Annotated in this window: 25 protein-coding genes; 15 read left to right on the top strand and 10 right to left on the bottom strand. The window is 72.6% G+C overall.

What is annotated here, in order from left to right; translation table 11 throughout:
• Window positions 1–61 precede the first annotated feature (61 nt).
• Entirely contained in the window at window positions 62–1,012 is a 951-nt protein-coding gene (locus AC3A5R_RS12565) for a proline dehydrogenase family protein (protein WP_487621090.1), read from the bottom strand.
• Window positions 1,013–1,170: 158 nt separating this feature from the next.
• On the opposite strand from AC3A5R_RS12565, the gene AC3A5R_RS12570 reads away from it, so the two are divergent.
• The 9 genes from AC3A5R_RS12570 (at window position 1,171) to AC3A5R_RS12610 (ending at window position 11,717) form a co-directional block, all read left to right on the top strand.
• Complete coding sequence (locus tag AC3A5R_RS12570) at window positions 1,171–1,995, top strand: maleylpyruvate isomerase N-terminal domain-containing protein (RefSeq protein WP_487621091.1); 825 nt, start codon at window positions 1,171–1,173, stop codon at window positions 1,993–1,995.
• Window positions 1,996–2,013: 18 nt separating this feature from the next.
• Window positions 2,014–3,309 (top strand): alpha-hydroxy-acid oxidizing protein, encoded by a 1,296-nt coding sequence (locus AC3A5R_RS12575; RefSeq protein ID WP_487621092.1) that lies wholly within the window; start codon window positions 2,014–2,016, stop codon window positions 3,307–3,309.
• Window positions 3,310–3,376: 67 nt separating this feature from the next.
• The gene (locus AC3A5R_RS12580; RefSeq protein ID WP_487621093.1) at window positions 3,377–4,129 is read left to right on the top strand and encodes an SAM-dependent methyltransferase; all 753 of its coding nucleotides are present in this window, start codon (window positions 3,377–3,379) and stop codon (window positions 4,127–4,129) included.
• Between the two features lie 50 nt (window positions 4,130–4,179).
• Window positions 4,180–4,692, top strand: coding sequence for a nucleoside deaminase (locus tag AC3A5R_RS12585; protein WP_487621198.1), 513 nt, complete (start codon window positions 4,180–4,182; stop codon window positions 4,690–4,692).
• Window positions 4,693–5,015: 323 nt separating this feature from the next.
• Window positions 5,016–7,634 carry an ATP-dependent Clp protease ATP-binding subunit gene (locus AC3A5R_RS12590; protein WP_323097819.1) on the top strand — a complete coding sequence of 873 codons (2,619 nt, stop codon included), beginning with the start codon at window positions 5,016–5,018 and terminating at the stop codon, window positions 7,632–7,634.
• Window positions 7,635–7,845: 211 nt separating this feature from the next.
• Window positions 7,846–8,646, top strand: a complete 801-nt coding sequence (locus tag AC3A5R_RS12595) for an ABC transporter ATP-binding protein (RefSeq protein WP_487621094.1) — start codon at window positions 7,846–7,848, stop codon at window positions 8,644–8,646.
• Entirely contained in the window at window positions 8,643–9,977 is a 1,335-nt protein-coding gene (locus AC3A5R_RS12600; protein ID WP_487621095.1) for an FtsX-like permease family protein, read from the top strand. The genes AC3A5R_RS12595 and AC3A5R_RS12600 overlap by 4 nt, the downstream gene beginning before the upstream one ends.
• Before the next feature lie 22 nt (window positions 9,978–9,999).
• Complete coding sequence (locus AC3A5R_RS12605) at window positions 10,000–11,217, top strand: LCP family protein (protein ID WP_487621096.1); 1,218 nt, start codon at window positions 10,000–10,002, stop codon at window positions 11,215–11,217.
• Window positions 11,214–11,717, top strand: a complete 504-nt coding sequence (locus AC3A5R_RS12610) for an amino-acid N-acetyltransferase (RefSeq protein ID WP_323097807.1) — start codon at window positions 11,214–11,216, stop codon at window positions 11,715–11,717. Before AC3A5R_RS12605 ends, AC3A5R_RS12610 begins: the two co-directional genes overlap by 4 nt.
• 3 nt (window positions 11,718–11,720) lie before the next feature.
• Here AC3A5R_RS12610 and AC3A5R_RS12615 read toward each other — a convergent pair whose 3' ends face one another.
• Window positions 11,721–12,632: a LysR family transcriptional regulator gene (locus AC3A5R_RS12615; protein WP_487621097.1), complete on the bottom strand. Its 912-nt coding sequence runs from the start codon at window positions 12,630–12,632 to the stop codon at window positions 11,721–11,723.
• Between the two features lie 86 nt (window positions 12,633–12,718).
• Between AC3A5R_RS12615 and AC3A5R_RS12620 the strand changes: the two genes are divergently transcribed.
• Window positions 12,719–13,993, top strand: a complete 1,275-nt coding sequence (locus tag AC3A5R_RS12620; protein ID WP_487621098.1) for an MFS transporter — start codon at window positions 12,719–12,721, stop codon at window positions 13,991–13,993.
• A gap of 147 nt (window positions 13,994–14,140) precedes the next feature.
• Here the strand turns inward: AC3A5R_RS12620 and AC3A5R_RS12625 are convergent, their stop codons facing one another.
• Genes AC3A5R_RS12625 through AC3A5R_RS12635 form a run of 3 tightly spaced genes read right to left on the bottom strand, consistent with a single transcriptional unit; the run spans window position 14,141 to window position 16,723 of the window.
• Window positions 14,141–15,073 (bottom strand): ABC transporter ATP-binding protein, encoded by a 933-nt coding sequence (locus AC3A5R_RS12625; protein ID WP_487621099.1) that lies wholly within the window; start codon window positions 15,071–15,073, stop codon window positions 14,141–14,143.
• Window positions 15,070–15,936, bottom strand: coding sequence for an ABC transporter permease (locus AC3A5R_RS12630; RefSeq protein WP_487621100.1), 867 nt, complete (start codon window positions 15,934–15,936; stop codon window positions 15,070–15,072). Before AC3A5R_RS12630 ends, AC3A5R_RS12625 begins: the two co-directional genes overlap by 4 nt.
• Window positions 15,929–16,723 (bottom strand): ABC transporter permease, encoded by a 795-nt coding sequence (locus AC3A5R_RS12635; RefSeq protein ID WP_487621101.1) that lies wholly within the window; start codon window positions 16,721–16,723, stop codon window positions 15,929–15,931. Before AC3A5R_RS12635 ends, AC3A5R_RS12630 begins: the two co-directional genes overlap by 8 nt.
• 148 nt (window positions 16,724–16,871) lie before the next feature.
• Here AC3A5R_RS12635 and AC3A5R_RS12640 point away from each other — a divergent pair, with 148 nt between their 5' ends.
• On the top strand, window positions 16,872–17,261 hold the full coding sequence (locus tag AC3A5R_RS12640; protein WP_487621102.1) for a PPOX class F420-dependent oxidoreductase: 390 nt from the start codon (window positions 16,872–16,874) through the stop codon (window positions 17,259–17,261).
• A 171-nt stretch (window positions 17,262–17,432) separates the two neighbouring features.
• Here the strand turns inward: AC3A5R_RS12640 and AC3A5R_RS12645 are convergent, their stop codons facing one another.
• From AC3A5R_RS12645 to radA, 3 genes are read right to left on the bottom strand one after another with little or no spacing between them, the layout of a single operon-like run.
• Window positions 17,433–18,344, bottom strand: a complete 912-nt coding sequence (locus AC3A5R_RS12645) for an HhH-GPD family protein (protein ID WP_487621103.1) — start codon at window positions 18,342–18,344, stop codon at window positions 17,433–17,435.
• A gap of 41 nt (window positions 18,345–18,385) precedes the next feature.
• Entirely contained in the window at window positions 18,386–19,462 is a 1,077-nt protein-coding gene (gene disA / locus AC3A5R_RS12650) for a DNA integrity scanning diadenylate cyclase DisA (protein ID WP_487621104.1), read from the bottom strand.
• A 55-nt stretch (window positions 19,463–19,517) separates the two neighbouring features.
• The gene (radA, locus tag AC3A5R_RS12655) at window positions 19,518–20,948 is read right to left on the bottom strand and encodes a DNA repair protein RadA (protein WP_487621105.1); all 1,431 of its coding nucleotides are present in this window, start codon (window positions 20,946–20,948) and stop codon (window positions 19,518–19,520) included.
• 93 nt (window positions 20,949–21,041) lie between these two features.
• Here radA and AC3A5R_RS12660 point away from each other — a divergent pair, with 93 nt between their 5' ends.
• Window positions 21,042–21,311 carry a hypothetical protein gene (locus AC3A5R_RS12660; RefSeq protein ID WP_487621106.1) on the top strand — a complete coding sequence of 90 codons (270 nt, stop codon included), beginning with the start codon at window positions 21,042–21,044 and terminating at the stop codon, window positions 21,309–21,311.
• Window positions 21,312–21,573: 262 nt separating this feature from the next.
• Window positions 21,574–21,903 (top strand): histone-like nucleoid-structuring protein Lsr2, encoded by a 330-nt coding sequence (locus AC3A5R_RS12665; protein WP_487621107.1) that lies wholly within the window; start codon window positions 21,574–21,576, stop codon window positions 21,901–21,903.
• Window positions 21,904–21,970: 67 nt separating this feature from the next.
• Here the strand turns inward: AC3A5R_RS12665 and ligD (AC3A5R_RS12670) are convergent, their stop codons facing one another.
• Together ligD (AC3A5R_RS12670) and ligD (AC3A5R_RS12675) are read right to left on the bottom strand one after the other, a co-directional pair.
• The gene (gene ligD, locus AC3A5R_RS12670; RefSeq protein WP_487621108.1) at window positions 21,971–22,858 is read right to left on the bottom strand and encodes a non-homologous end-joining DNA ligase; all 888 of its coding nucleotides are present in this window, start codon (window positions 22,856–22,858) and stop codon (window positions 21,971–21,973) included.
• The gene (gene ligD / locus AC3A5R_RS12675) at window positions 22,858–23,805 is read right to left on the bottom strand and encodes a non-homologous end-joining DNA ligase (RefSeq protein ID WP_487621109.1); all 948 of its coding nucleotides are present in this window, start codon (window positions 23,803–23,805) and stop codon (window positions 22,858–22,860) included. The genes ligD (AC3A5R_RS12670) and ligD (AC3A5R_RS12675) overlap by 1 nt, the downstream gene beginning before the upstream one ends.
• Before the next feature lie 18 nt (window positions 23,806–23,823).
• On the opposite strand from ligD (AC3A5R_RS12675), the gene ku reads away from it, so the two are divergent.
• On the top strand, window positions 23,824–24,792 hold the full coding sequence (gene ku / locus AC3A5R_RS12680) for a non-homologous end joining protein Ku (protein ID WP_487621110.1): 969 nt from the start codon (window positions 23,824–23,826) through the stop codon (window positions 24,790–24,792).
• Window positions 24,793–24,911: 119 nt separating this feature from the next.
• Window positions 24,912–26,138, top strand: a complete 1,227-nt coding sequence (locus AC3A5R_RS12685) for an acetyl-CoA hydrolase/transferase family protein (RefSeq protein WP_487621111.1) — start codon at window positions 24,912–24,914, stop codon at window positions 26,136–26,138.
• Window positions 26,139–26,149: the final 11 nt, after the last annotated feature.

Genomic DNA, 26,149 nt, shown 5'->3' on the forward strand with positions numbered 1-26,149 from the left:
GCCTCCTCAGCCGGTGGGGTCGGGTGGGATGGGTGGGGTCGGTGCGCTGGCACCGGAGGTGTCAGCCCTTGGTGGCGACGCCGCGCAGGAAGAACATGACGTTGGCGGGGCGCTCGGCCATCCGCCGCATGAGGTAGCCGTACCACTCCTGGCCGTAGGGGATGTACACGCGCATCTGGTCGCCGCGGTCGGCGATGCGACGCTGCTCCTCGGGCCGGATGCCGTAGAGCATCTGGTACTCGAACGACCTCGGGTCGCGGCCGGCCTGGCCCGCGAGCGCCCCGGCGATCTCGATGAGGCGCGGGTCGTGCGAGGCGACCATCGGGTAGCCGTCGCCCTTCATGAGCACCTTGAGGCAGCGCACGTAGGACTTGTCGACGTCGGCGCTGGACTGGAAGGCGACCGACTCGGGCTCCTTGTAGGCGCCCTTGCAGAGCCGGACGCGCGAGCCGGCGGTGGCGAGGTCGCGGCAGTCGGCCTCGGTCCGGTAGAGGTAGGCCTGCAGCACCGCGCCGACGCTCGGGAAGTCGGCGCGCAGCTCGCGCAGCGACTCGAGGGTGCGGTCGGTGGTCGTGTGGTCCTCCATGTCGAGGGTGACCGTCGTGCCGCCCTTATCGGCCGCCGTGCAGATCTCGCGGGCGTGGTCGAGGGCGATCTTGTCGCCGTCGCCCGGCAGGGCCTGGCCGAGGGCGCTCAGCTTGAGCGAGACCTCGACGGCGCCGCCCTGGGTCAGGCCCTTTTCCGACAGGCCCGTGAGGAGCCCGACGTACGCGTCGCGGGTGTGCTCGGCCTGGGCGAGCTCGAGGCAGTCCTCCCCGAGGTAGTCGATCGTGGCGAGTCGCCCGGAGGCGGCGATCTCGCCGGCGGCACCGACGACGTCGGCGCGGTCGGTGCCGGGCACGAAGCGCTTGACGACCGAGCGCGACACGGGCGCCTTCTCGATGACGTCTCGGATCTTCTCCTGCTTCGACAGCTGCAGGAGGGAGTTGCGCAGCAGGTCGCTGGCGTCCACGGCGGGCCTCCGGGGTCTTCTCGGGCGTTACGGACGGGCGGCGGTGGCCGTCCCTCGGGCGAAATCTACCGCCGCGGGCCGGGTGCCCCGTCCACGCCCGCTGCCGGGCGCCGTCGCTGCCCGCCGCGGGTCGGGCTCCGGTGCGGCAGACTCGGGCCGTGAGCCAGCACTCCCCCGACGCGTCCGATTCGTCGAGCCCCGCCTCGGTGCTGGCGTCCGGCATGACGCTCGAGGACCTCGGCGAGGGCCTGGGCACCGCCTCGACCGTGCTGCGCGGCAACGCCGGCTCGGCCGGCCTCGACGCGTCGGTGCCCACGTGCCCCGGCTGGACGGTGCTCGACCTCGTGGCCCACCAGGGGATGGTGCACCGCTGGGCCACGAGCCACGTACGAGGCGCCCCGGTGCAGGACCCGCAGCGGTTCGAGGCTGAGGGGCGCAGCGCGTCCGACGTGCTCGAGTGGTTCGACGAGGGTGCCACCGGCCTGCTGCAGGCCCTGTCCGACGCGCCGGACGACCTCGACGCCCTCACCTTCCTGCACGACGCGCCCGCGCCCCGCGTCTTCTGGACGCGGCGGCAGTGCTTCGAGACCTCGGTGCACGCCGTCGACGCCATGGCGGCCCGCCTCGGCCGGGCGCCTCGCGCCGACGAGACGTGGCTGCGCCCGCGCCCGGCCGCCGACGGCCTCGACGAGCTGCTGACCGGCTTCGTGCCGCGCCGCAAGCAGGGGGCCCAGCCCGAACGGCCGACGCGGCTGCTCGTGCGGCCCGACGACGCGTCGCTCGCCTGGCTGCTCGACCTCGCCCCCGACCGCCCGGCGACGACGACCCGGATCACCGACGTCGAGGCACTGGACGCGGGCGCCGACGTGGCCTGGACCGGTGGTGCGGTCGAGCTGTTCCTGCGGCTGTGGAGCCGCACCGACGCCGAGCCCGTCGACGCGCTCGAGCGCTGGTGGCGCGACACGGTGTCGGTGACGTGGTGAGCATGAGGAGGAGGTTCGATGCCTGAGGCAGGACTCGGCCGCGCGGTGCAGTCGGCGATCTACCGGGCGGGCGCCTTCGGGCGACGGCCCGAGGTCCCCACCGACGGCACGCAGCTGGAGGAGGCCGCCCGACGCGTCATGTCGAGGCGCGGGTTCGCCTACGTCGCAGGGTCGGCCGGGTCCGAGGCCACCGCGCGCGCCAACCGCGAGGCCTTCGACCGCTGGCAGGTGGTGCCCCGCATGCTCGTCGACACCCGGGAGCGCGACCAGTCGGTCGAGCTGTTCGGACGCCGCCACGCCTCACCCTTCCTCGTCTCCCCCATCGGCGTGCTGTCGATGGCGCACGCCGACGCCGACCTCGCGGTTGCCCGGGGCGCACGGGAGCAGCACGTGACGCCGGTCCTGAGCACCCAGGCGTCGGTGCCGATGGAGGACGTCGCGCGCGAGCTCGGAAGGTCCGGCCACTGGTACCAGCTGTACTGGAGCAGCGACGACGACCTCGTCGAAAGCCTCGTGTCGCGCGCCGAGGCCTGCGGCAGCGAGGCGCTCGTCGTCACCCTCGACACCGCCTACCTCGGCTGGCGCCCGCGCGACCTCGACCTGGGGCACCTGCCGTTCGCGCGCGGCGAGGGCATCGCTCAGTACACGTCCGACCCCGTCTTCCGCCGGCTGGTGGCGGAGCGCGTCGCGGCCGCGGAATCCGCTGGGGCACAAGAGCGTCCGCGCCCCACCCCGGCGGCGGTGTCGACGCTGCTGTCGATGAGCCGCAACCACCCGGGCGACACGCGTCGCAACCTCACCTCGGCCGAGCCGCGGGCCGCGGTCGAGGTGTTCCTCGACGTCTTCAGCCGGCCGTCGCTGACGTGGGAGGACCTACCGCGCCTGCGCGCCCTGACGACGATGCCCGTCGTGCTCAAGGGCGTGCTGCACCCCGAGGACGCGTTGCGCGCGGTCGACGAGGGCGTCGACGGGCTCTGGGTGTCGAACCACGGCGGGCGGCAGGTCGACCGGTCGGTAGCGGCGCTCGACGCGCTGCCCGGGGTCGTTGACGTGGTCCGCGGCGCCGGGTCCGCGATGCCGATCGTGTTCGACAGCGGGATCCGTTGCGGCGCAGACGCCTTCGTCGCCCTCGCACTGGGAGCCAGTGCGGTCGGCGTCGGTCGGCCCCACGTGTACGGGCTGGCGCTGGGCGGTGCGACCGGCGTCGCCGAGGTGCTCCGCAACCTGCGGGCCGAGCTCGACCTCCAGCTGGCGCTCACGGGGCGGACGTCGGTCGCGGCACTGACGCCCGACGACCTCGCGCGCCTCTCCTGAGCCGCGTCGCCAGCTCGCACAGTGGATCTCGGTCGACGCCGGGACCCGTGACAGGGAGGATCAGGGCATGCCTGCGCTGGACCACCTCACGAAGGACGCCTTTCCCAAGTCCGCGAAGTACGACGCCATGTGGCTCGTCGACCTCGACATGGGCCCCCACCCGCTGTGGCTGCTCGAGGACCTCGCGGCAGACCTCGACCTGCGCCCGGGCATGCGCGTGCTCGACCTGGGGTCCGGCCTCGGCGCGACGTCGGTGTTCCTGGCCAAGGAGTACGGCGTGCAGGTCGTGGCGGCCGACCTCTGGGTCGACCCGAGCGAGGCCGCCGCCGTGTTCGACAAGGAGGGCGTGGCCGACCGCGTCCTGCCGGTGCGGGTCGACGCCCACCAGCTGCCCTTCGGCCGCGGCGCCTTCGACGCGATCCTCAGCATCGACGCGTGGGAGTACTTCGGCACCGGCGACCACTACCCGCCCTACGTCGCCAAGTTCCTGCGCCCGGGCGGCCAGCTCGGCGTGGCGACGCCGGCGCTGACCACCGAGGTGCGCGAGCTCGGCGAGATCCCCGACCACGTCGACAAGGTCGTCGGCGCCGAGACCGCTGCCTGGCACACCGCCGAGTGGCTGCGCAGCCAGTGGGACTTCAGCCGCGCGTTCGCGTCGGTCACGGCGCGCACCCAGCCGGAGGGCTGCGCGAACTGGCTGCTGTGGGAGCGGGCGGTCAACGAGCTCAAGGGCCAGGCAACCTCGCCGGTGCAGCAGATGCTCGAGGCCGACGGTGGCGCCTTCGTCACGTTCGCGCTCGTCACCGGGAGGGTCGCGTGAGTGGCACCGACGCCACGGGCACCGACGCCACGGGCACCGACGCGTCGGGCGTGCCCGACGACACCGATGCCACACGCGTCACCGCGGCCGACCTCGTCCACCTGCGCCGGGCCGTCGAGCTGGCCCGACTGGCGCTCGAGCGCGGCGACGAGCCGTTCGGCTCGGTGCTCGTGTCCGCGGACGGCGAGGTGCTCTTCGAGGACCACAACCACGTCGTCGAGATGGACGAGACGCAGCACCCCGAGCTCGCCATCGCCCGCTGGGCCGGCGCGCGCCTCACCGGATCGGAGCGCGCCGCGGCCACGGTCTACACCTCGGGCGAGCACTGCGCCATGTGCTCGGCCGCGCACGGCTGGGTGGGCCTGGGCCGGATCGTCTACGCCGTCAGCAGCGAGCAGCTGGGCCGGTGGCGGGCGTCGTGGGGCGCGCCGCCCTCTCCGGTCCGCGCGCTCGCCATCACCGACGTCGTGCCGGACGCCGTCGTCGCCGGCCCGGCACCCCAGCTCGAGGACGAGGTGCACGACCTGCACCGGCGCTTCGCCCGCCGTCACCCACCCGCCTGACGCATCGGGCCCGCCGCCACGAACCCCGCCGACCGCACGTGGACGGGTCGAGCGGCCGGATCGACGCGCGGGAAGTGGCCGGAGAGGGGCGTTCGGGCGGTTCGATCCGGCCACTTGTCCCTCCAGCACAGCTCGGTCGCGCGGCCGGAGGCGTGGGTCGAGGGGTGGACAGCGTTTCGCCCACGGCGAACAGAGGCCGAACCTGAGCGCAACCGACTCAGGATGGGGAACAGGACCCGACGCCGCCGCGTTGGTCGGGTTGTGCTCGTCGACAGCGGGCACGGATAGCATCGAGATGTCTCTCGATCAGTCAGGAGAAGAACATGTTCGAACGGTTCACCGACAGGGCCCGGAGGGTGGTTGTCCTCGCGCAGGAGGAAGCGCGCCTGCTCAACCACAACTACATCGGGACCGAGCACATCCTCCTGGGTCTGATCCACGAAGGCGAAGGCGTCGCCGCGAAGGCCCTCGAGTCGCTCGACATCTCGCTCGAAGCGGTCCGGGCCCAGGTCCAGGAGATCATCGGCCAGGGGCAGCAGGCCCCCACCGGCCACATTCCCTTCACGCCCCGCGCCAAGAAGGTCCTCGAGTACTCGCTGCGCGAGGCCCTCCAGCTCGGCCACAGCTACATCGGCACCGAGCACATCCTCCTCGGCCTCATCCGTGAGGGCGAGGGCGTCGCCGCGCAGGTGCTCGTCAAGCTCGGCGCCGAGCTGAACAAGGTGCGCCAGCAGGTCATCCAGCTCCTGTCGGGCTACCAGGGCGGCCAGGGCAGCGAGAAGGCCGGCGCCGGAGTCGGCCAGGCCCAGGGCGAGGGCACCCCGGCGGGGTCGCTCGTGCTCGACCAGTTCGGCCGCAACCTCACGCAGGCCGCCCGCGAGGGCAAGCTCGACCCGGTCATCGGGCGCGAGAAGGAGATCGAGCGGGTCATGCAGGTGCTGTCCCGCCGCACCAAGAACAACCCCGTCCTCATCGGCGAGCCCGGCGTCGGCAAGACCGCCGTCGTCGAGGGCCTGGCCCAGGACATCGTCAAGGGCGAGGTGCCCGAGACGCTCAAGGACAAGCAGCTCTACACCCTCGACCTCGGCTCGCTCGTGGCCGGCAGCCGTTACCGCGGTGACTTCGAGGAGCGGCTCAAGAAGGTCCTCAAGGAGATCCGCACCCGCGGCGACATCATCATCTTCATCGACGAGATCCACACGCTCGTCGGTGCCGGTGCTGCCGAGGGCGCCATCGACGCGGCGAGCATCCTCAAGCCGATGCTGGCCCGCGGCGAGCTGCAGACGATCGGCGCGACGACGCTCGACGAGTACCGCAAGCACATCGAGAAGGACTCGGCCCTCGAGCGGCGCTTCCAGCCGATCCAGGTGCAGGAGCCGACGCTGCCGCACGCCATCGAGATCCTCAAGGGCCTGCGCGACCGCTACGAGGCGCACCACCGGGTCACGATCACCGACGGCGCGCTCGTCGCCGCGGCGAACATGGCCGACCGGTACATCAACGACCGCTTCCTCCCGGACAAGGCGATCGACCTCATCGACGAGGCGGGCGCACGACTGCGCATCCGCCGGATGACGGCGCCGCCGGACCTGCGCGACTTCGACGAGAAGATCGCCGCGCTGGTCCGCGAGAAGGAGTCGGCGATCGACGGCCAGGACTTCGAGCGCGCGGCCCGTGTCCGCGACGACGAGAAACGCCTGCGACAGGAGAAGGCCGAGCGCGAGGCGCAGTGGAAGTCGGGCGACATGGACGTCGTGGCCGAGGTCGACGAGGAGCTCATCGCCGAGGTCCTGGCTGCCAGCACCGGCATCCCGGTCTTCAAGCTGACCGAGGAGGAGTCGAGCCGACTGCTCCACATGGAGGACGAGCTGCACAAGCGCATCGTCGGCATGGACGACGCCGTCAAGGCGCTGTCCCAGGCGATCCGCCGCACCCGCGCCGGTCTGAAGGACCCGCGTCGTCCGGGTGGCTCGTTCATCTTCGCCGGCCCCACCGGCGTCGGTAAGACCGAGCTGGCCAAGACGCTCGCCGAGTTCCTCTTCGGCAGCGAGGACGCGCTCATCCAGCTCGACATGTCCGAGTACTCCGAGAAGCACACGGTGAGCCGCCTGTTCGGCTCGCCCCCCGGCTACGTCGGCTACGAGGAGGGCGGCCAGCTCACCGAGAAGGTGCGCCGCAAGCCGTTCTCCGTCGTGCTCTTCGACGAGGTCGAGAAGGCCCACCCGGAGATCTTCAACTCGCTGCTCCAGGTGCTCGAGGACGGCCGCCTCACCGACTCCCAGGGTCGGATGGTCGACTTCAAGAACACGGTCATCATCATGACGACCAACCTCGGCACGCGGGACATCTCCAAGGCCAACATGGGCTTCTCGGCCGGGCCCGACAGCCGCTCGGACTACGAGCGTATGAAGGCGAAGGTCACCGACGAGCTCAAGCAGCACTTCCGGCCCGAGTTCCTCAACCGCGTCGACGACACCATCGTGTTCCCGCACCTCAACAAGGACGAGATCACGCAGATCGTCGACCTCGAGATCGCCAAGCTCGACAAGCGGCTCAAGGACAAGGACATGGGCATCGAGCTCACGCAGGCGGCCAAGGACCTGCTCGCCAAGAAGGGCTACGACCCCGTGCTCGGTGCGCGCCCGCTGCGTCGCACCATCCAGCGCGAGATCGAGGACGCCCTCTCGGAGAAGATCCTCTACGCCGAGTTCACGTCCGGGCAGTACATCAAGGTCGACACCGAGGGCGAGGGCAAGGAGGAGACGTTCACCTTCTCCGACATGGCCCACCCCGACGCGTCGCACCGCCCGGCCGACGACCTCCCGGCGCTGCCCGAGGGCGCGGCCCTCGACGAGGCCCTGGGTGTCAACGTGACGGCCGGCCCGTCGGTGCCCGACGACACCGTCTACCCCGACCACGGGGTGGCCGGCGGCGAGCGCTGAACCGCTGACGCGGTAGGACAACACGGCCGAAGGGGCCGGGGACACGTCTCCCCGGCCCCTTCGCCGTCCCCGCGTCCGACGGCGTCGGCGCCCTTCGACCGAGGGCGGACGCCGGAGCTCACTCTCGTCAGACCCCGGTCGTAGCCGGGCCGGACGCGTCGGTCCCGTCGGCCGACGACGTGGACCACCCCGCGCGGCGAGGGTTGGGGCCATGAGCCAGAACCAGAACGCGACCGAGGGCCTCGTCGCCACGGACCTCGTCATGACCTACGGCCGGAACCCCGGCCAGACCCCGCCAGCGCTCGGGGGCGTCGACCTGACCGTGCGACCCGGCGAGAGCCTCGCCGTCATGGGCCCGTCGGGCTCGGGCAAGACGACGCTGCTGCACGTGCTCGCCGGCATCCTGCGCCCGACCGGCGGCCAAGTGCTGTGGCGCGGCCGCGACGTCGCCCGGATGTCCGACCGTGAGCGGACCACCCTGCGCCGCAAGGACTTCGGCTTCGTCTTCCAGCAGGGGATGCTTCTGCCCGAGCTGCCCGCCGTCGAGAACGTGGCCCTGCCGCTCATGCTCGACGGGGTCTCGCGACGGACCGCGACGCGCCAGGCGATGCCGCTCTTCGCGCCGCTCGGGCTCGCCGGCCTCGAGAAGCGACGCCCCGGCGAGCTGTCGGGCGGGCAGGCCCAGCGCGTCGCCATCGCCCGGGCCATGGTGGCGCGCCCCGGCGTCGTGTTCGCCGACGAGCCGACAGGCGCCCTCGACCAGCACACGAGCGCAGACGTGATGCGCCACCTCACCGACCTGGCCGCCCACACCGGCGCGGCCCTCGTCGTCGTGACGCACGACGAGAACGTCGCAGCGTGGTGCGGCACCGTCGTGCGGGTGCGGGACGGGCGCGTCGTCGAGCGGACGACGCGCCGACCGGGAGCCACAGTCGGCGTCGCGCCCGGCACGGCGCCCGGCACGGCGCCCGACGCGTCCGTGGCGGTTCCGGCGCCGGGGGTGGCCCGATGAGGGCTGCACTGTCGCTGTGGTGGCGGCTGCGCCGGGCCGGAGCCGGCGAGGACCGGGTGCCCGGCGTGCTCGCCATCGTGTCCTTTGCGGTCGCGACGGCGTCGCTGCTCGTCTGCGTAGCGGGGCTGACCGCCTTCGAGGCGCGCAACGCGACGCCCCCGGGCGCCGACGCCGGCGGCCTGTCGATCGACGCGGCCACGATCGGCGACCTCTACGTCACACTCGCGTGGATCGCGACGACGTGCATGGTCATCCCCATCCTCACCCTCGGCGGCGTGGCTGCGCGCCTGGCCATCGCCCGGCGTGATCAGCGGCTCGCGGCGCTGCGGCTCGCGGGTGGCACGACCGGGCAGGTGACCCTCATGACGCTGACCGAGGCGGCCGCCCAGGCCCTCGTCGGCGCACTGGTCGGCGTCGTCCTCTACGTCGCGGTGCTGCCGCTCGTGGCACGGCTGACCTTCCAGGGCCACGCCTTCGACCTCGGCGAGCTGCTGCTGCCGCTGTGGAAGACCGGCCTCGTCGTGGCCGCCGTGGTCGTCGTGGCGGTGCTGTCGGGTGCGTCGAGCCTGGCCCGGGTGGCCGTCAGCCCGCTCGGCGTCGCGGCCCGCACGAGCCCGAAGCGGCTCAGCCTGCTGCGGCTGCTCGTCGCGGCTGCCGCCGGCGCCGCCTGGGTGCTCGTCATCACGCCCATGAAGGAGCCGGACCGCGTCGTCATCGTCCTCGTGCTCGGCGCGGTGATCCTCGCGGTCAACGCGGTCGGGCCGTGGGTCGTCATGGTCGCCGGGCGCCTCGCCGCCCGGGTGGCGCCCACCGCCACGACGCTGCTCGCGGCCCGACGCATCGTCGACGACCCGAAGAGCACGTGGCGGGCCGTCGGGGCGCTCGGGCTCGCCGTCGTCGTCACCGGGTTCACGAGCCTCACCGTGGTCGACGACCCGGCGCCCGGTCTCGAGCAGTACCTCGCGGCCGACCTCGGCACCGGCGCCTTCGTCACCCTGGCGATCATCACCGTCGTCGGAGCCACCTCGACCGGCGTCGTCCAGGCCGCGCGGGTGCTCGACCAGCGCGACCAGTACCGCGCGCTGGCCCTGGCCGGCACGGGGCAGTCGGCCCTGCACCGGGCGCGCGCCCTGGAGGTGGCGCTGCCGCTCGCGGTGACGATCGGCCTGTCGGCGGGGTTCGTCCTCGTCCTGATGCTGCCCTTCTCCAGCCACCTCGACACGGCGCTCGTCGTACGGTTCGTCGTGACGTCGGCGCTCGCCGGGGCGGTCGTGCTGGCCTCGGTCCTGGCCTCTCGTTCCCTCGTTCGGACGGCCTCCCGCGTCGCGTGAACCGGTCGTCTACGGTGGGGCGGTGACTTCCGTGCACCGCCCCGCCACGCGTCGCCGCACCGGCACGCGCGTCGCCGTCGTGGCCGCCGCGAGCGTGGCCCTGCTGGCGTCGTGCACCTCCTCGCCGACCGGCTCCCCCGCGTCCGGGTCGGTCTCGAACGCGGCCACCGGCACCGGCTCGAGCGGCACCTCCTCCGCGACCCCCACCCCGGGCGACGGCATCGCCGGCGCGCCGGCCCCGCTGGCGGCGCTCGTCAAGCGGGTCTACGCCGGAGGCGACCTCGGCGCCGCCGCGAGCCCCAGCGCGAAGTCCGATCTCGCCGCGCGCAAGCCCGCTGCACTGCCCGCGGGGGCCACGGCGTCCGTCGGGTCGTGGATGGGCACCCCGGTCGCCGTGGTCACGGCCGGCGACGATGTCACACTCGCCGTCGGGCCCACGTGGAAGGTCGTCGGAGGCTGGTGGCCCGGCCTCGGCGTCGACCGGCCGTCCTTGGGCCCCAAGGGCCCCCGCTGGGTGCTTGCCATCGGGTCGGACGCACGCAAGGGCCAGCCCCTCGAACGGACCCGGGCAGACGTGCTCCAGGTCATCGGCCAGGACGGCTCCGGCGGTGGCGGCGTCATGGGCATGGCGCGCGACCTCTGGGTGCCCCTGTCGACCGGCGGGAAGGGAAAGATCAACTCCGCCATGGTGTTCGGCGGCCCCGCCGCGCAGGTCGCCACCGTCCGACGCGTCACCGGCCTTCCCCTGCAGGGCTACGTCGTCATCGGGTTCTCCGGCTTCAAGAAGGTCGTCGACGAGCAGGGCGGCATCCCCATCGTCATCCCGAAGACCGTCGTCGCCTCGCACGCCAAGAACATGGTCATCAAGGCCGGCGCCCAGACACTGACCGGTGCCGAGGCCCTCGCCTACGCACGCGAGCGCAAGACCCTGCCCGACGGCGACTTCGGCCGGTCACGCCACCAGGGCGAGGTCATCCTCGCGGCGGCGATCAAGGCGAAGCTGGCCGGGCCCATCGCCATCCCCAAGGCCCTGACGAGCTTCAGCACGGTCGGCAGGAGCAACCTCGACGCCGAGCAGATCCTCACCTTCACCGCGGGCCTGCACACGCTCAACCCGCTAAAGGTCGGCCGCGGTGTCGCCAAGGGCGCCTTCGGGTGGGCCGGGCAGCAGTCGATCGTCGTGCTCGGCGCCGAGGCCCGACGCCTCTTCGCGCAGTTCCGCGACGGGAACCTCGCGTGAGCGACGCGCCGGTGCTGCGGCGGGCGCGGACCGCCGACATCCGGGCGATCCGCGCGCTCGTCGCTCCCCTCGCCGAGCGACGCGTCCTCGTGAGCAAGGAGGCCGTCACCTACTACGAGTCGGTGCAGGAGTTCCGGGTGGCCGAGGTCGACGGTCGCGTCGTCGGGTGCGGGGCGCTGCACGTCATGTGGGAGGACCTCGCCGAGATCCGCACCCTCGCCGTGGCCGACGACCAGCTCGGCACGGGGCTAGGCGGCCGGATCCTCGAGGAGCTCGTCGAGGTGGCCCGCGACATCGGGGTGCGACGCCTCTTCTGCCTCACGTTCGAGACGCACTTCTTCGAGCGGCACGGGTTCGCCGCCATCGAGGGCCAGGCCGTGTCGCACGCCGTCTACGCCGAGCTGCTGCGCTCGTACGACGAGGGCGTCGCCGAGTTCCTCGACCTCGAGCGGGTCAAGCCGAACACCCTCGGCAACACACGGATGCTCCGAACCCTCTGAGCCTCAGGAGACCTCGCCTCCCGGCAACCGTCTCCCGAGGTGCTCGAGCAGGGCGTCGACGGCCGGGGACCGGCCCTGCTCGCGCGCGATGACGCTCAGCTCCCACACGAGCGGCTCGACGAGCGGCACGACGGTCGGCCCAGTGCCGGGGTGCGCAGACGGCGTGGGCTGTGCGGCCTGTGCCGGCACGACGGCGACGCCGAGACCCGCCGAGACGTAGTCGGGCACCGTGGTCAGGTCGGGCACCTCCATGGTGACCCGGCGGGCCAGGGCCTGCTCCGCGAGCCAGTCGTCGACGATGCGCCGGTTGCCGAATCCCTTCGGCATCTCGACGAAGTCGTCGCCCAGCAGGCCCCGGACCGACACCCGGTCCGCCCCTTCGAGGGGGTGACCGGGTGGCAGCAGCGCGACGAACGGTTGGCGACGCAGCACCCGGACGTGCACCCCGACGAGCTCGGCGACCGCCAGACCGCAGAACGCGACATCGGCCCGCCCGCGCCGCACGTCGTCGAGCAGGCCGGTCGACCCACGGGGCGACGTCCGCAGCGACAGCTCCACGTCGGGGTAGGTGCGGTGGAACTCACCGACGACGGCCGGAAGCCCGAGGGACTCGAGGTTGGTGATCATGCCGATCCGCAGCGCTCCGCGCACCTGGCCGCGTGAGCGCGCACCCACCGTGCGCATCTCCTCGACGGCGGCCACCGCCGTCCGGGCCTGCGCCAGCAGCGCCCGGCCGGCGGGCGTCAACGACACGTGGCGCGTCGACCGGTCGAAGAGGGCCGAGCCCACCTCGCGCTCGAGGGCGCGGATCCCGGCCGACACCGTCGACTGCACGGCCTGGACGCGCTCTGCGGCGCGGGTGAAGCTCAGCTCGTCGGCCACGGCGACGAAGAACTCGAGATGACGCGTCTCCATCTGCCCATCATCCATCGAATCTGTCGATGAGTGTGACCAGCATTCGTCGTTGGACACGATCAATGTCCCAGGCGCAGGCTGGACCCATGGCTCTGTCGTCCACCTCCCTGACGCCGCACGCGTCCCATGCGCCCTCCTCGCCCGCCGCGTCGCGGACCGACGCGAGCCACGAGGCACGGCACCGCCGCGGTTTCTGGGTCGTCGTGGGCGCCTTCCTCGTGCTGATGGCCTTCACGACCCTGCCGACGCCGCTCTACCCGCTCTACCAGCGCCTCGACGGCTTCCCCACCTTCGTCATCACCGTCGTCTTCGCGGCGTACGGCTTCGGGGTGATGGCCGGCCTCTACCTCGTCGGGCACGTCAGCGACTACCTCGGCCGGCGCCGGGTGCTGCTCGCCGCCACTGGGGTCGAGCTCGTGAGCGCCGTGCTGTTCGTGCTCCTCCACGACACGACGAGCCTGCTCGTCGCCCGCTTCCTGTGCGGCCTGGGCATCGGGGCGGTCACCGCCACGGCCACCGCCCACCTGGCCGAGCTGCACGCCGTCGGGCGGCCGGGCAGCGACTCCGGTTTCGCCTCGGTCGTGGCCGGCGCCGTCAACACCGGCGGCCTCGCCCTCGGGCCGCTCGTGGCGGGGGTGCTGACGCAGTGGCTGCCCGCCCCGCTCGTGCTGCCCTACGCCGTGTGGGTCGTGCTGCTGCTCCCGGCTCTCGGCGCCCTCCTGCTCGCGCCCGAGACGGTGCAGCGTCGCGGACCGCGCCCGGCCTACCGGCCCCAGCGCGTCGCGGTCGAATCGCAGGTGCGGGCCGAGTTCTCGGCGGCCGCCGTGGCCGCTGCCGCGGCCTTCTCGGTGCTCGGGCTGTTCACCTCGCTCACGGCGAGCTTCGTCGGCGGGACGCTCGGCGTGCACTCGCGACTCGTCACCGGCTCCATCGTCTTCGGCGTCATCGGCGCCTCGGCCGTGTCGCAGGTCGTCCTCGGCCGGCGGGACGTGCGCCTGAGACTGCGCGCCGGGATGGTGCTCATGACCTCCGGCCTCGTGCTCGTGGGCATCGGTGCGTGGACGGCCACTCTCGCCGTCTTCGTCGTCTCCGGCATCCTGGCCGGGGCGGGCGTCGGGCTCGTGTTCAACCTCGCCCTGACGACGGCGGGCACGCTGGCCTCCGCCGGGCGGCGCGGCGAGACCCTCGCCGGGATGTTCCTCGCCGCGTACGCCGGGATCACGGTGCCCGTCATCGCGGCAGGTGTCGCGCTGACGTGGTTCCCCGCGCCCGACGTGCTCGTCGTGTTCGCGGCGATCGTGCTCGTGGCCGTCCTCATCTCGACGACGCGGATGCTGGCGCACAGCCGCCCCTCCGCCTGACTCCCCCGCCCGTCCTGCACGCATCGAGAAACCATTCCGACCGCTGTCGATGCCGGGGGTGCCCGGCCGCGCGCGCCGCTGCCCCGCACGAATCGAGAGAGCAGTTCGAACTGCTCTTTCGATTCTGGGGTGAGCGTCAAGGCCGGGTCAGGTGCGGCCGGAGGCGGCATAGAGGCGGCGCACGACGTCCTCGATGTCCGGTTCCTCGATCGTGAGGTCGCGGACGTCGTGGCGCGCCGACACGTGCGCGAGCACCGCGGCCGCCGTCGTGGTGGCCGGATCGAAGGACAGCCGCTGGCGCAGGCCCTCGGATTCGCTGGCGACGAGCGTCGCACCGGGAACGTCCGTGAGGTCGGGCGTCGGCTCGGCGAGGTCGAGCACGAGCAGCCGCTGGGCACCGACCGTCGCGGCCAGGCCCGGCAGGTCGCCGTCGAAGGCGAGCCGGCCGTGGTCGACGACGAGCACGCGGTCGCAGAGACGCTCGATGTCGCCCATGTCGTGGGTCGTCAGCAGCAGCGTCGTGCCGCGCTCGCGCCGCTCGCCGACGAGGAACTCGCGCAGCCGCTGCTTCGAGAGGACGTCGAGGCCGATGGTCGGCTCGTCGAGCACGAGGAGGTCCGGCGAGTGGAGCAGGGCCGCAGCGATCTCGGCACGCATCCGCTGGCCGAGCGACAGGGAGCGCACCGGGGTGCCGAGCTGCGGCCCCATCTCGAGCTGCTCGACGAGCAGGTCGGTGCGGGCCCGGGCGTGCGCGTCCTCGAGCCGGTGGATGGCGGCGAGGATCGTGAACGACTCGCGCAGCGGGAGGTCCCACCACAGCTGGGAGCGCTGGCCGAAGACGACGCCGACGCGTCGGGCGACCTCGACCCGTTGGCGCATCGGGTCGAAGCCGCACGTGCTCACGTGCCCGGACGTCGGCTTGAGGATGCCGGTCAGCATCTTGATCGTCGTCGACTTGCCGGCGCCGTTGGCGCCGATGTAGCCGACCGACTCGCCCGCCTCGACCGTGAACGACATGCGGTCGACCGCACGGATCCGCTTGAAGTCGCGCACGAGGTCGCGCGTCTCGATGATGCTCATCCGCCTGCTCCTTCGTAGTGCCGGGTGCCGATGCGCCAGCAGAGTGCCGCGAGGGCCCACGCGAACACTGCGGCGAGCGGCGTGCACCAGGCGAGCCACGTCGGCACGAACGGGTCGCCCGGTAGGTCGAGGATCGCCACGGCCGGCACGTACGCCACGAACGCCGTGGGGACGACGAACGTCCAGAAGATCCGCAGCAGGTTCGGGAACACCTGCTGGCTCTGCTGCGCGGCGTAGGACCCGCCGTAGGTGAACGCGTTGGTGAACTCCGAGCCGTCGACGAGGAAGAACTGCAGCCCGCCCGCGGCCGTGAAGAGCGCCGAGAAGATCGCCGTGCCACTGACGACGGTGAGAGCGAGCAGGGCGACGGTGGCCCACGACCACGAGACCGACGCCGTCGTCAGCGCGACAACGAGCGCCACGACGGCCACCGACATGCGCCCGACCCGACGCAGCGACAGGTCGCTCGTCACGAGCTGGGCCAGCAGCGGCAGCGGTCGCACGTAGAACGCGTCGACCTGTCCGGCCCGGATGTAGGTGGGCAGCTGGTCGAGGTGGCCCACGACCATGTCGGCCAGCGCGAAGGACAGGTTCGACAGCGCGAAGACGAGCAGCGCCGCTGTGAAGTCGAGGCCGCCGAGCACGTCGACGTTGTGGAAGATGACCCAGACCTCGGCGAACTCGGCCAGACCCGCCCCGAGCGTCCCGAGCACGTCGGTGACGAACGAGGTGCGGTACTGCATCTGGGCGCGGGCACGTGAGGCGAGCAGGACGCGGTACGGGCGCAGCCGCTCGCGAAGACTCGCGAGGCTCGTCGCGTCCGGACGACGCACGGGCCCGGGCACGGTCATCGGGTCAGCCACCCTGCACCTCCAGCCTGCGGCGGCCGGCCCGCATGACCACCTGACCGAGGGCGACGAGGGCGACCGCCCAGAACACCTGGCTCGCGATCGTCGGCAGCACCTGGGTACCCGTGACGCGCCCGGCGAGGATGTCGATGGGGTTCTGGAGCATCGAGGGGAACGGCGACCACTGCGCGATGGTCCGCAGCCAGTCCGGGAACCACGGCACCGGCACGTAGAGGCCGCAGAGCAGGCCGCCGAAGATCATGTAGAGCAGCCGGATGCCCCGCACCTCGACGAGCCAGAAGGCGAGGAGGTTGACGACGAAGCTGCCCGCGAAGGCCACGACGACGGCGAGCGCCACCGACACCATGCCGGCGACCCACCCCAGCCACCCCGGCGGCCACGCCATGTCGAACAGGAGCGCACCGACGAGCAGCGCGGGGGCGCCGCGCGCGATGAGGTTGATGCCGGCCCGCCCGAGATCGGCTGCGAGATAGGCGTACTGGGGGTCGAGGGGGCGCAGGAAGTCGATGGCGATGTCGCCGGTCCGGACCCGCTGCCCCACCTCCTGGAAGCCCCAGAGGTTGACGGTGCCGAGCAGTGCCTGGCCCCACCACACGAACGCGACGGCGGTCGGGGCGTCGTAGCCTCCGATGGCCGAACCGGCCGACGCGACCGCTGCGAGCACGATCGAGGCGCGGATCAGCCCGAAGACCGAGTTCGTCGTCATGCCGGCCAGGAGCGCGAGCCGGTAGGTCGAGTGGCGCCGGAAGCCGGCTCGGACGAGCAGCCAGAAGGTCGCCATCGTCGCCGCTCCCCCTCTCGCTCCCCCTGCGCCCCGGCCGGAGGCACGAGGGGCCACGTTACAAGTCGGGCCCCGACTCGGCAACGGGGACGCCCGACGCGCACGCGAGGGCGCCTCCGCCTGCGCTCCGATGTGGTGAGGTGTGCTCATGTCCCGGTCACCACGCGATCTTTCCCCCGAGGCCCTCGAGTTCCTCAGGGTCAGGCACCTGGCCACCCTGACGACCCAGCGCCGCAACGGCTCACCGCACGTGACGCCGGTCGGGTTCACTTGGGACACAGAGGCATTCGTCGCCCGCGTCATCACGAGCCGGACGAGCCAGAAGGCCGTCAACGCCGCGCGCGGCGGCAGGGCCGCGGTCTGCCAGGTGGAGGGACGCCACTGGCTGACCCTGGAAGGCAGCACCCGCGTCCTCGACGGCGCGGCGGCCGTGGCCGACGCGGAGCGCCGCTACTCCGAGCGCTACCGCGAGCCCCGCGCCAACCCGCAACGGGTCGTCGTCGAGATCGCCGTCGACCGCGTGCTCGGCAACCTCTGAGCCCCGCCCGCCCCGAAGTGCGGCCGACCCACAGGGGGCCTGCGCGGCCACCTCGACACATCGAGTGAGCACTCCGTCACTCCAGCCACAGCGCCGTGTGACGCGTGGGACACGGTGCTCACTCGACAGGGGAGCCAGGGAGCCAGGGGCTCGGTCCGCCGGTCGTGCCGCTCAGGCGGGGAGGCGGTAGCGGTCGCCGCCGAGCGGCTCGACGAGGCCGTCGGCGACGAGCGAGTCGAGGCAGCGCATCACCTGGCCGGCGTCGGGCCCGCTGTCGGCGAGGTCGGCCAGGGGCAGGTCGACGTGCCGGTCGCGCAGCCGGCGCAGCAGCTCGCCGCGCACCTGGCGGTCGGTGCCGTGCCAGGCCTGACCTCGCCGCGGCGGGCCGTCGTAGGCCGGGCGGCCGTCGAGGTTCCACGCGCAGAGGTCGGCCACCGGACACTCGTCACAGCGCGGAGCGCGCGCCACGCACACGAGCGCGCCGAGCTCCATGACGGCAACGTTCCACGTGTTGGCGGTGTCGCGGTCGGCCGGCAGCGAGTCGGCGGCGAGGCGCGCCTCGGCCCGGTTGAGCGTGAGGTTCGGGAAGGCCTTGCCCTCGACGGCCCGGGCCAGGACGCGTCGGACGTTGGTGTCGACGACGACCTCGGGCAGACCGAACGCGAAGCACGACACGGCGGCCGCGGTGTAGGCCCCGACGCCCGGGAGGGCGAGCAGCTCGGCGGGGGTGCCGGGCACCTCGCCGCCGTGCCGGTCGACCATCGCGGTGGCGGCCTCGTGCAGGCGCAGCGCCCGGCGCGGGTAGCCGAGCCGGCCCCACGCGCGGACGGCGTCACCGGGCGCGGCCGCCGCGAGTGCGCCGGGCGTCGGCCAGCGGTCCATCCACTCGCGCCAGATCGGCTCGACCCGGGCGAGCGGCGTCTGCTGGGACATCACCTCGGACAAGAACACCCCCCAGGGGCTGCAGTCCGGGGCCCGCCACGGCAGCTCCTGCCTACCCGCCTCGGCGTACCAGGCGTTGACGCGCTCGTGGAGCAGCGGCGTGGCGACGGGTGAGGAGGGCGGGGTGGGACGGATGGGCACGGCGGCATCGTAGGCGCCGCCACGGACGCCGGACGCGTGGGTCAGACGTAGCGCTCGAGGATGCTCGACTCGGCGAGGCGCGAGAGGCCCTCGCGGACGGCGCGCGCCCGGCCCTCGCCGACGCCCTCGACGAGCATGAGGTCCTCGATGCCGGCGGCGAGGAGGCGCTGGAGCGACTCGAAGTGCGTGACGAGGCGCTCGACGATGGCGCTCGGCAGCCGCGGCACCTTGGTGAGCAGGCGGTAGCCGAGGGGGCTGACCGGCGCGTCGAGGCTGTCGCCGACGACGGAGAACCCGACGGCCCGGGCGCCGGCGGGCAGGTCGAGCAGCTCGACGGAGTTGAGCGCCTCGAGGTTGGCCAGGGCCTCGTCGAGGGTCAGGCCGGACTTCGTGGCCGGCAGGTAGTCGCGGATGACGAGCTCCCGGTCGTTGCCCAGGCCGCCGACGAGCTCCTCGAGCTGGAGGCTGAGCAGGCGGCCGTCGGTGCCGAGCTCGACGACGTAGTCCTGGATCTCGGCCGAGATGCGCCGCACCATCTCGAGGCGCTGGAGCACCGCGGTGACGTCGCGGATCGTGACGAGGTCCTCGATCTCGAGCGCGGACAGCGTGCCGGTGACCTCGTCGAGGCGGGCCTTGTAGCGCTCGAGGGTCTGCAGGGCCTGGTCGGCGCGCGAGAGCGTGGTGGGCGAGCCCTCGATGACGTGTCGGAGGTCGCCGACGTAGAGCGCGACGACGCCCATCGACTGGCTCACCGAGATGACGGGGAAGCCGGTCTGCTTGGCGACCCGCTCGGCGGTGCGGTGGCGGGTGCCGGACTCGGTGGTCTCGATGCTCGAGTCGGGCACCAGCTGCGTGGCGGCCCGGACGATGCGCGCGCCCTCGCGGTCGAGGACGACGGCGCCGTCCATCTTGCACAGCTCGCGCAGGCGGGTGGCGGAGAACTCGACCTCGAGGGCGAAGCCGCCGGTGCAGATGGACTCGACGACCCGGTCGAAGCCGAGGACGATGAGCGCGCCGGTGCGGCCGCGGAGGATCCGTTCGAGGCTGTCCCGCAGCTCGGTGCCCGGGGCCACAGCGGCGAGGGCCGCGCGGAGCAGCAGCTCGTCGTTCCGGTCCATCACGTCCCTGTCAGCAGGGGGCGAGCCCAGCGCGTCGACCCCGGTCGGTCGCAGTCTAGACGGTGCCGAGGGCATGCGTGCCGGATGTCCGGGCACCGGCGAGGCGTCCGATGGCCTCGATGGCGCGGGGGACGTCGGAGACCTCGACCGCCCGGATGCCCTGCGGCACCGTGGTGTCGGCCAGGCTGCCCGCGGGCACCAGCGCGTGGCGGAACCCGAGGCGCGCCGCCTCGGACAGTCGCCGGTCGAGGCCGGTGACGCGGCGGACCTCTCCGGCGAGCCCGACCTCGCCGAGGGCGATGACGTCCGGTGCCAGCGGCTGGTCGACGACCGACGACGCGACGGCGCACACGATGGCGAGGTCGGCGGCCGGCTCGGTGATGCGGACGCCGCCCACCGTGGCGGCGAAGATGTCGCGGGAGCCGACCGGCGCACCGGCGCGCTTGTCGAGGACGGCGATGATCATGGCGAGCCGCGAGGCGTCGAGGCCGCTCGAGGTACGACGCGGCGAGGGCAGTGGCGAGGGCGCGACGAGCGCCTGCACCTCGGCCACGAGCGGGCGGCGCCCCTCGAGGGTGACCGTGACGCAGGTGCCCGCGACCGCGTGGTCTCGGCTGGACAGGAACAGCCCGCTCGGGTCGGGCAGGCCGACGATGCCGACGTCGGACAGGTCGAAGCAGCCGACCTCGTCGGTGGGGCCGTAGCGGTTCTTGACCGCCCGGACGAGGCGCAGCCGCGAGTGGCGGTCGCCCTCGAACTGGACGACGACGTCGACGAGGTGCTCGAGGACGCGCGGCCCGGCGATCGAGCCGTCCTTGGTGACGTGGCCGACGAGCAGCACTGCCATGCCGCGCGACTTGGCCGACTGGATGAGGCTGGCTGCGACCTCGCGGACCTGCGAGACGTTGCCGGGCTGACCCTCGACGTCGGCGCTGGCGATGGTCTGGACGGAGTCGACGACGAGCAGCTGGGGGGCGCGCGCCTCGACGTGGCCCAGGACGGTGCCGAGGTCGGTCTGGGACGCGAGGTAGAGGGTGTCGGCCAGGGCCTCGATGCGTCCGGCCCGCGCGCGGACCTGGGCCGCCGACTCCTCGCCGCTGATGTAGAGGACGTCGGCACCGGTGCGGGCGGCGCGGGCGGCGACGTCGAGCAGCAGCGTCGACTTGCCGACACCCGGCTCGCCGGCGACGAGGACGACGGCCCCGGGCACGAGACCGCCGCCGAGCACGCGGTCGAACTCGGCGACGCCGGTGGGACGCGCAGCGGCCCGGGTGACATCGACGTCGCCGATGCGCGGCGCTGGGTCGACGACGGACGCGGGGGCCGTGCGGGCGGTGGTGGCGCCGACCTCTCCGACGCTGCCCCACGCCTGGCACTCGCCGCAGCGGCCGACCCACTTGACGGTGGTCCAGCCGCACTCGGCGCAGCGGTAGCCGGGGGCGCGCCGCCCCGACGCGGACGATCTCGTCGCGGTCCTCGAAGCCATGGCGACGACCGTAGGGCCCGGGACCGACATCGCCCCGCAGCCCCCGCCGACGGCGCCGGGAATGGCGTCCCGTGTGCGTGCGAGACTGGAGGCATGGAGTCGGTCATGCCCTACGTGCTCGCGATCGTGCCGACGGTCGGAGTGGCCGCGCTGTTCTATTTCGTCATCAAGACCATTCTCGAGGGAGACCGCCGCGAGCGACTGGCCCAGGCGAAATGGGAGGCCGAGCACGACCGCCGCGAACAGGCGAATAAGCCCGCCGGTGACGAGGCGACCACGACGGACATTTCCGCCGACGCCCCCCGCGCCGTGAATGGTTCACGCGGCGGCGACGGCTCGGGAAGCGACACCGCGGGGCACTGAGGCCCTTTGACGGGCGAATGCCCGAGAACGTCGGCGGCCCGAATCGCTTTCGGGCACACGCCCCCCGCACAGAACGACGGGGACACCGAAAAGGTCACGCCCGGACAATTTCTCTCCGGCGCGACCGCGAATTCTCCGAGGGAAATGCATTTCCGGGGAAAGAGCGGTAAATTGATCCCGCCCATCCCATGATCTGTCCGATGATCTGTCCGATGGGCGCGCCTTTCCCCTCCATCACCACCCCTTCTGCAGACGGAGAAACATGGCTCAGCGTGTCGAAGTGAGACTCATCGACGACATCGACCAGGGTGACGCCGACGAGACGGTGACGTTCGCCCTCGACGGCGTGACGTACGAGATCGACCTGTCCGACAAGAACGCCAAGAAGCTGCGCGACGACTTCGCCTCGTGGGTCGGTCACGCCCGCCGCAGCGGCGGCGCGCGCTCGACGACGAAGCGCCGCAGCAGCGGCGGTGGCGCCAAGCGCGACCTCGCCGCCGTGCGCGAGTGGGCCCGGGCCAACGGGCACCAGGTCTCGGACCGCGGCCGCATCTCGGCCGAGGTCCAGGAGGCCTACGACAAGGCGCACTGACACCGGTCGCACCAGCAGGGCCCGGCACCGCACGGTGCCGGGCCCTCGTGCGTACCGGCCCGACGCGTCAGGCGCCTGTGATCGAGGCTGCGAGGTCGCCGTCGGAGGCCACCCGGTCGACGACCTCCTCCATCCGCAGCTGCTCGAAGGTGCCGCCCTCGGCGCCGGCCTCGACCTCCCCCCACGAGCGGGGGCAGGCCGCCGTCGGGGCCTCGCGTCCGCGCAGCGAGTACGGGCACACCGTCGTCTTGGCCGCGACGTTCTGGCTCCAGTCGAGGAAGACCTTGCCTGGGCGCAGCTCCTTGGCCATCTTCCACACGACGAGGTCGGGGTGCTTCTTGCTCAGCTCCTGGGCCAGCTGCTGCACCGTGTCACGGATCGCGTCGCTCGTGTGCTCGCCGGGCAGCACCGCGTAGAGCTGCAGGCCCTTGCTGCCGCTCGTCACGGGCACCGTGTCCAGGCCGATGGCACCGAGCCGCTCGCGCACGATCAACGCGACGGTCGCGCACTCGCGCAGGCCGGTGCCCGGACCGGGGTCGAGGTCGATGACGAGCCGGTCCGGGTTCAGGGCGACGGCGTCGCGGCCCTCCCCCTCGTAGCGCCACTGGTGCACGTGCAGCTCGAGGGAGTTGAGGTTGGCGAAGAACGTCAGGCCGGCGAGGTCGTCGATGAGCGGGAACACGGGGTCGCGGCCCGCGCGGCGGATCCACGACGGGGTGCCCGCGGGGATGTTCTTCTCGAAGAACTGCATGTCGCCGACGCCGTGCGGGAAGCGGATCCGGGTGACGGCACGGTCGCGCAGGTGCGGCAGGATCACCGACCCGACGCGCGCGTAGTAGTCGAGCACCTGGGCCTTGGTCGTCCCGGTGGCCGGGTACATCACCTTCTCGAGGCTCGACAGGCGCATCCGTCGCCCGTCGACCTCCACCGTGACCTTCGGCGGCACGTAGGCCATCACTCCCCCTCTGCATGGTCGTCGACGTCGCCCGGCGTCAGGTCGGCGCGCAGGCCCTTGAACGCCGGTTGGCGCAGCCGCCCCTGGCTGCTCAGCCCGAGCGACTGGACGTCGGCGACGAGCACCGGGTGCACCCACGTGGCGCCGTCGGCGTCCTCGCGCGGCACCTCGGTGAGGAAGGGCGACTCGCCCGACGCCAGCGGCGTCAGGTCGCGTAGCAGCGTCTGGCCGACGCGTCCGGCCAGGCCCGAGCCGACGCGTCCGAGGTAGCGCAGCCCACCGGGCCCGGGGACTCCGACGAGCACCGCACCGAGCCGACGCGCGCCGGCGCCCCCGATCTCGGGACGCCAGCCGCCGATGACGACCGACACGGTGCCGCGGTGCGGGGACTTGAGCCAGTACGGCGAGCGGACCCCGGGCACGTACGGGGAGTCGACGCGCTTGGACACGATGCCCTCGAGGCCCTGCTCACGCGTCGCGGCGTGGAGGGCCGCCCCGTCGGTGAACGTCGGTGGTGTCTGCCAGCGCGGCGTCGACAGCTCGAGCCGCTCGAGGGTGGCCCGACGCTCGCTCCACCGCCGGCCGAGCAGGTCGACGCCGTAGAGGCGCAGCAGGTCGAAGGCCATCAGCGTCACCGGCGCCGCCTCGGCGAGCCGAGCGGCGCGTCGGGCGTCGGTGACGTGGAAGCGCTCGGCCATCGCGGCGAACGAGGGCACCCCGTCGCGCATAGAGACGATCTCGCCGTCGAGGAGCATGTCGGCGTACTCGGCGTGGAGGCCGTGCAGCTCGGGAAAGGCGACGGTGACGTCGCGTTCGGTGCGCGAGAAGAGGCGCACCTGCCCGTCGGAGACGTCGGCGAGGACGCGCATTCCGTCCCACTTCACCTCGTGCCGCCACTGCTCCCCGGTCGGAATGACCGACGCGGGCGTCGCGAGCATGGGGCGCATGGGTGCATTCTTGTTCCCATGCGAGCCATCTGGAAGGGCGCCGTGTCGTTCGGACTGGTGAATGTGCCGGTCCGGCTCTTCTCGGCCACGGAGAACCACGACGTGCAGTTCCGACAGGTCCACGAGAAGGACGGTGGGCGAATCCGGTACCAGCGCGTCTGCGCGATCGACGGCGAGGAAGTGCCGTATTCGGACATCGCCAAGGGATACGAGACCTCCGACGGCCAGATGGTCGTGCTGTCGGACCAGGACATGAAGAGCCTTCCGTCGCGCTCCTCCAAGGAGATCTCGATCGAGAAGTTCGTGCCGTCCGAGCAGATCGACCCGCTGCTGTTCGACAAGAGCTACTACCTCGAGCCCGACAAGACCGGCCTCAAGCCCTACGTCCTGCTCCGCGACGCGCTGGAGAAGGCCGACCGGATGGCGCTCGTCACCGTGTCGATCCGCACCCGCATGACGCTCGCCGTGCTGCGGGTGCGCGAGGGTGTCATCGTGCTGCAGACCATGCTGTGGGCCGACGAGGTGCGCGCCCCCGAGTTCGAGTCGCTCTCGGAGGAGACGCACGCGACGGCCAAGGAGCTGGCGATGGCGGCCTCGCTCGTCGACTCGCTTTCGGGCGACTACGAGCCCGACGAGTTCGAGGACGACTACTCCGAGGCCGTCGAGGCGCTCGTGTCGTCCAAGATCGAGGGCGGCGAGCTCAAGGAGACGCCGGAGCGCGCCGAGGAGGAGACCGAGGTCGTCGACCTGCTCGCGGCCCTTCAGCGCAGCGTCGACAAGGCCAAGGCGGCGCGCGGCGGGTCGGGCGCGTCCGACGGCTCGGTCGCCGAGGAGGGCGCCGAGGAGGGCGCCGACGCGTCCGGCAAGCCGGCGAAGAAGGCCGCCGCGAAGACCGCCGCCAAGAGGGCGGCGAAGAAGACGGCCGCCAAGAAGACGTCCACGACGAAGAAGGCCGCGACGAAGAAGGCGTCGCGCAAGGCCAGCTGACCGTCCGGTCCGCCGTTCCGGCCGGCTGATCGCCCCGTAGCGCCGGCACGAGACCGATCTCACGGTGCCACTGCGCGGTTCGCCGCCTGCCGCTGCGAACTCGGCGGCAGGATGGAAGCGTGCAGATCGTCACCGTCGAAGAGCTCCAGAAGCGGCTCCGTGGCCTGCCGGACAACCCGCGCATCGTCACGAGCGGCAACATGGCCATCCCGCTCGAGGCCGTGGCCGCGGTCGACGAGGCCGTGCCGGCCTACGTCCTCCACGCGCTCAACGCCCCGAAGGGCCTTCCCGACCGCGACGGCGTCACGGTCGAGACGTGCTTCGTCGGTCCGGGGATGCGGCACCACCCGCGCCTGCGCTACGTGCCGTCTCGCCTCTCGCTCGTGCCGCTGCTCTACAAGCGCTCGCTGCCGCCCGACGTCGTGCTCGCGCACTGCGCGCCACCCGTCGACGGCCAGGTGAGCCTCGGCCTCGAGGTCAACGTGCTGCCGGCGGCCATCGAGGCGTGCCGGGCGCGGGGCGGGCTCGTCGTCGCGGTGCTCAACCCGCGGATGCCCTACACCTTCGGCGACGCGCAGGTGCCGGTCGAGCACGTCGACCTCGCGATCGAGGTGGACGCCCCGCTGGCCTCGCACCTGCCGGTGCCGCCCGATGCCGACAGCGCCGCCATCGGGCAGATCGTGGCCGCCAAGGTGCTCGACGGCGCCACGATGCAGCTCGGCATCGGCGCCGTGCCCGACGCGACCCTCGCGGCCCTCGTGGCCCGGCGTGGCCTACGGGTGTGGACCGAGATGTTCTCCGACGGCGTCCTCGCCCTCGACGCCGCGGGCGCGCTCGACCCCGACCACCCGCTCGTCTCCTCGTTCGTCTTCGGCAGCCAGGACCTCTACGACTGGCTCGACCGCAGTCCCCGCGTGCGGATGCTGCGCACCGAGAAGACCAACGACCCCGGCCTCATCGCCCAGCAGCGGCAGATGACGTCCGTCAACACGGCGCTCGAGGTCGACCTCTTCGGGCAGGCCAACGCCTCGCGGATCAACGCCCGCATCCACTCCGGGTTCGGCGGGCAGACCGACTTCATCGTCGGGGCGCTGCACTCCCCCGGCGGCCAGTCGTTCATCGCGCTGCGCTCCTGGCACCCCAAGGCCGACTGCTCGACCGTCGTGCCGCTCGTCGACGAGCCGGTCACGAGCTTCCAGCAGAGCGCCTTCGTCACCGAGCACGGCGTCGCGTCCCTCTGGGGGCGCAGCGAGCGCGAGCAGTGCCACGACATCATCGAGAACTGCGCCCACCCCCGGGTTCGCGACGACCTCTGGGAGGAGGCGCACGCGCTCGGCCTGGCCTGAGCCGCGGTCCT

It is taken from the genome of Intrasporangium sp. Soil_C_50, from assembly GCF_057656595.1.

Bases quoted from the DNA above. Each gene is read 5' to 3' on its own strand.
- AC3A5R_RS12575 (WP_487621092.1), top strand. From the start codon at position 2,014: ATGCCTGAGGCAGGACTCGGCCGCGCGGTGCAGTCGGCGATCTACCGG.
- AC3A5R_RS12580 (WP_487621093.1), top strand. From the start codon at position 3,377: ATGCCTGCGCTGGACCACCTCACGAAGGACGCCTTTCCCAAGTCCGCG.
- AC3A5R_RS12590 (WP_323097819.1), top strand. From the start codon at position 5,016: ATGTTCGAACGGTTCACCGACAGGGCCCGGAGGGTGGTTGTCCTCGCG.
- AC3A5R_RS12595 (WP_487621094.1), top strand. From the start codon at position 7,846: ATGAGCCAGAACCAGAACGCGACCGAGGGCCTCGTCGCCACGGACCTC.
- AC3A5R_RS12600 (WP_487621095.1), top strand. From the start codon at position 8,643: ATGAGGGCTGCACTGTCGCTGTGGTGGCGGCTGCGCCGGGCCGGAGCC.
- AC3A5R_RS12615 (WP_487621097.1), bottom strand. From the start codon at position 12,632: ATGGAGACGCGTCATCTCGAGTTCTTCGTCGCCGTGGCCGACGAGCTG.
- AC3A5R_RS12620 (WP_487621098.1), top strand. From the start codon at position 12,719: ATGGCTCTGTCGTCCACCTCCCTGACGCCGCACGCGTCCCATGCGCCC.
- AC3A5R_RS12625 (WP_487621099.1), bottom strand. From the start codon at position 15,073: ATGAGCATCATCGAGACGCGCGACCTCGTGCGCGACTTCAAGCGGATC.
- AC3A5R_RS12635 (WP_487621101.1), bottom strand. From the start codon at position 16,723: ATGGCGACCTTCTGGCTGCTCGTCCGAGCCGGCTTCCGGCGCCACTCG.
- AC3A5R_RS12640 (WP_487621102.1), top strand. From the start codon at position 16,872: ATGTCCCGGTCACCACGCGATCTTTCCCCCGAGGCCCTCGAGTTCCTC.
- disA (WP_487621104.1), bottom strand. From the start codon at position 19,462: ATGGACCGGAACGACGAGCTGCTGCTCCGCGCGGCCCTCGCCGCTGTG.
- radA (WP_487621105.1), bottom strand. From the start codon at position 20,948: ATGGCTTCGAGGACCGCGACGAGATCGTCCGCGTCGGGGCGGCGCGCC.
- AC3A5R_RS12660 (WP_487621106.1), top strand. From the start codon at position 21,042: ATGGAGTCGGTCATGCCCTACGTGCTCGCGATCGTGCCGACGGTCGGA.
- AC3A5R_RS12665 (WP_487621107.1), top strand. From the start codon at position 21,574: ATGGCTCAGCGTGTCGAAGTGAGACTCATCGACGACATCGACCAGGGT.
- ligD (WP_487621108.1), bottom strand. From the start codon at position 22,858: ATGGCCTACGTGCCGCCGAAGGTCACGGTGGAGGTCGACGGGCGACGG.
- ligD (WP_487621109.1), bottom strand. From the start codon at position 23,805: ATGCGCCCCATGCTCGCGACGCCCGCGTCGGTCATTCCGACCGGGGAG.
- ku (WP_487621110.1), top strand. From the start codon at position 23,824: ATGCGAGCCATCTGGAAGGGCGCCGTGTCGTTCGGACTGGTGAATGTG.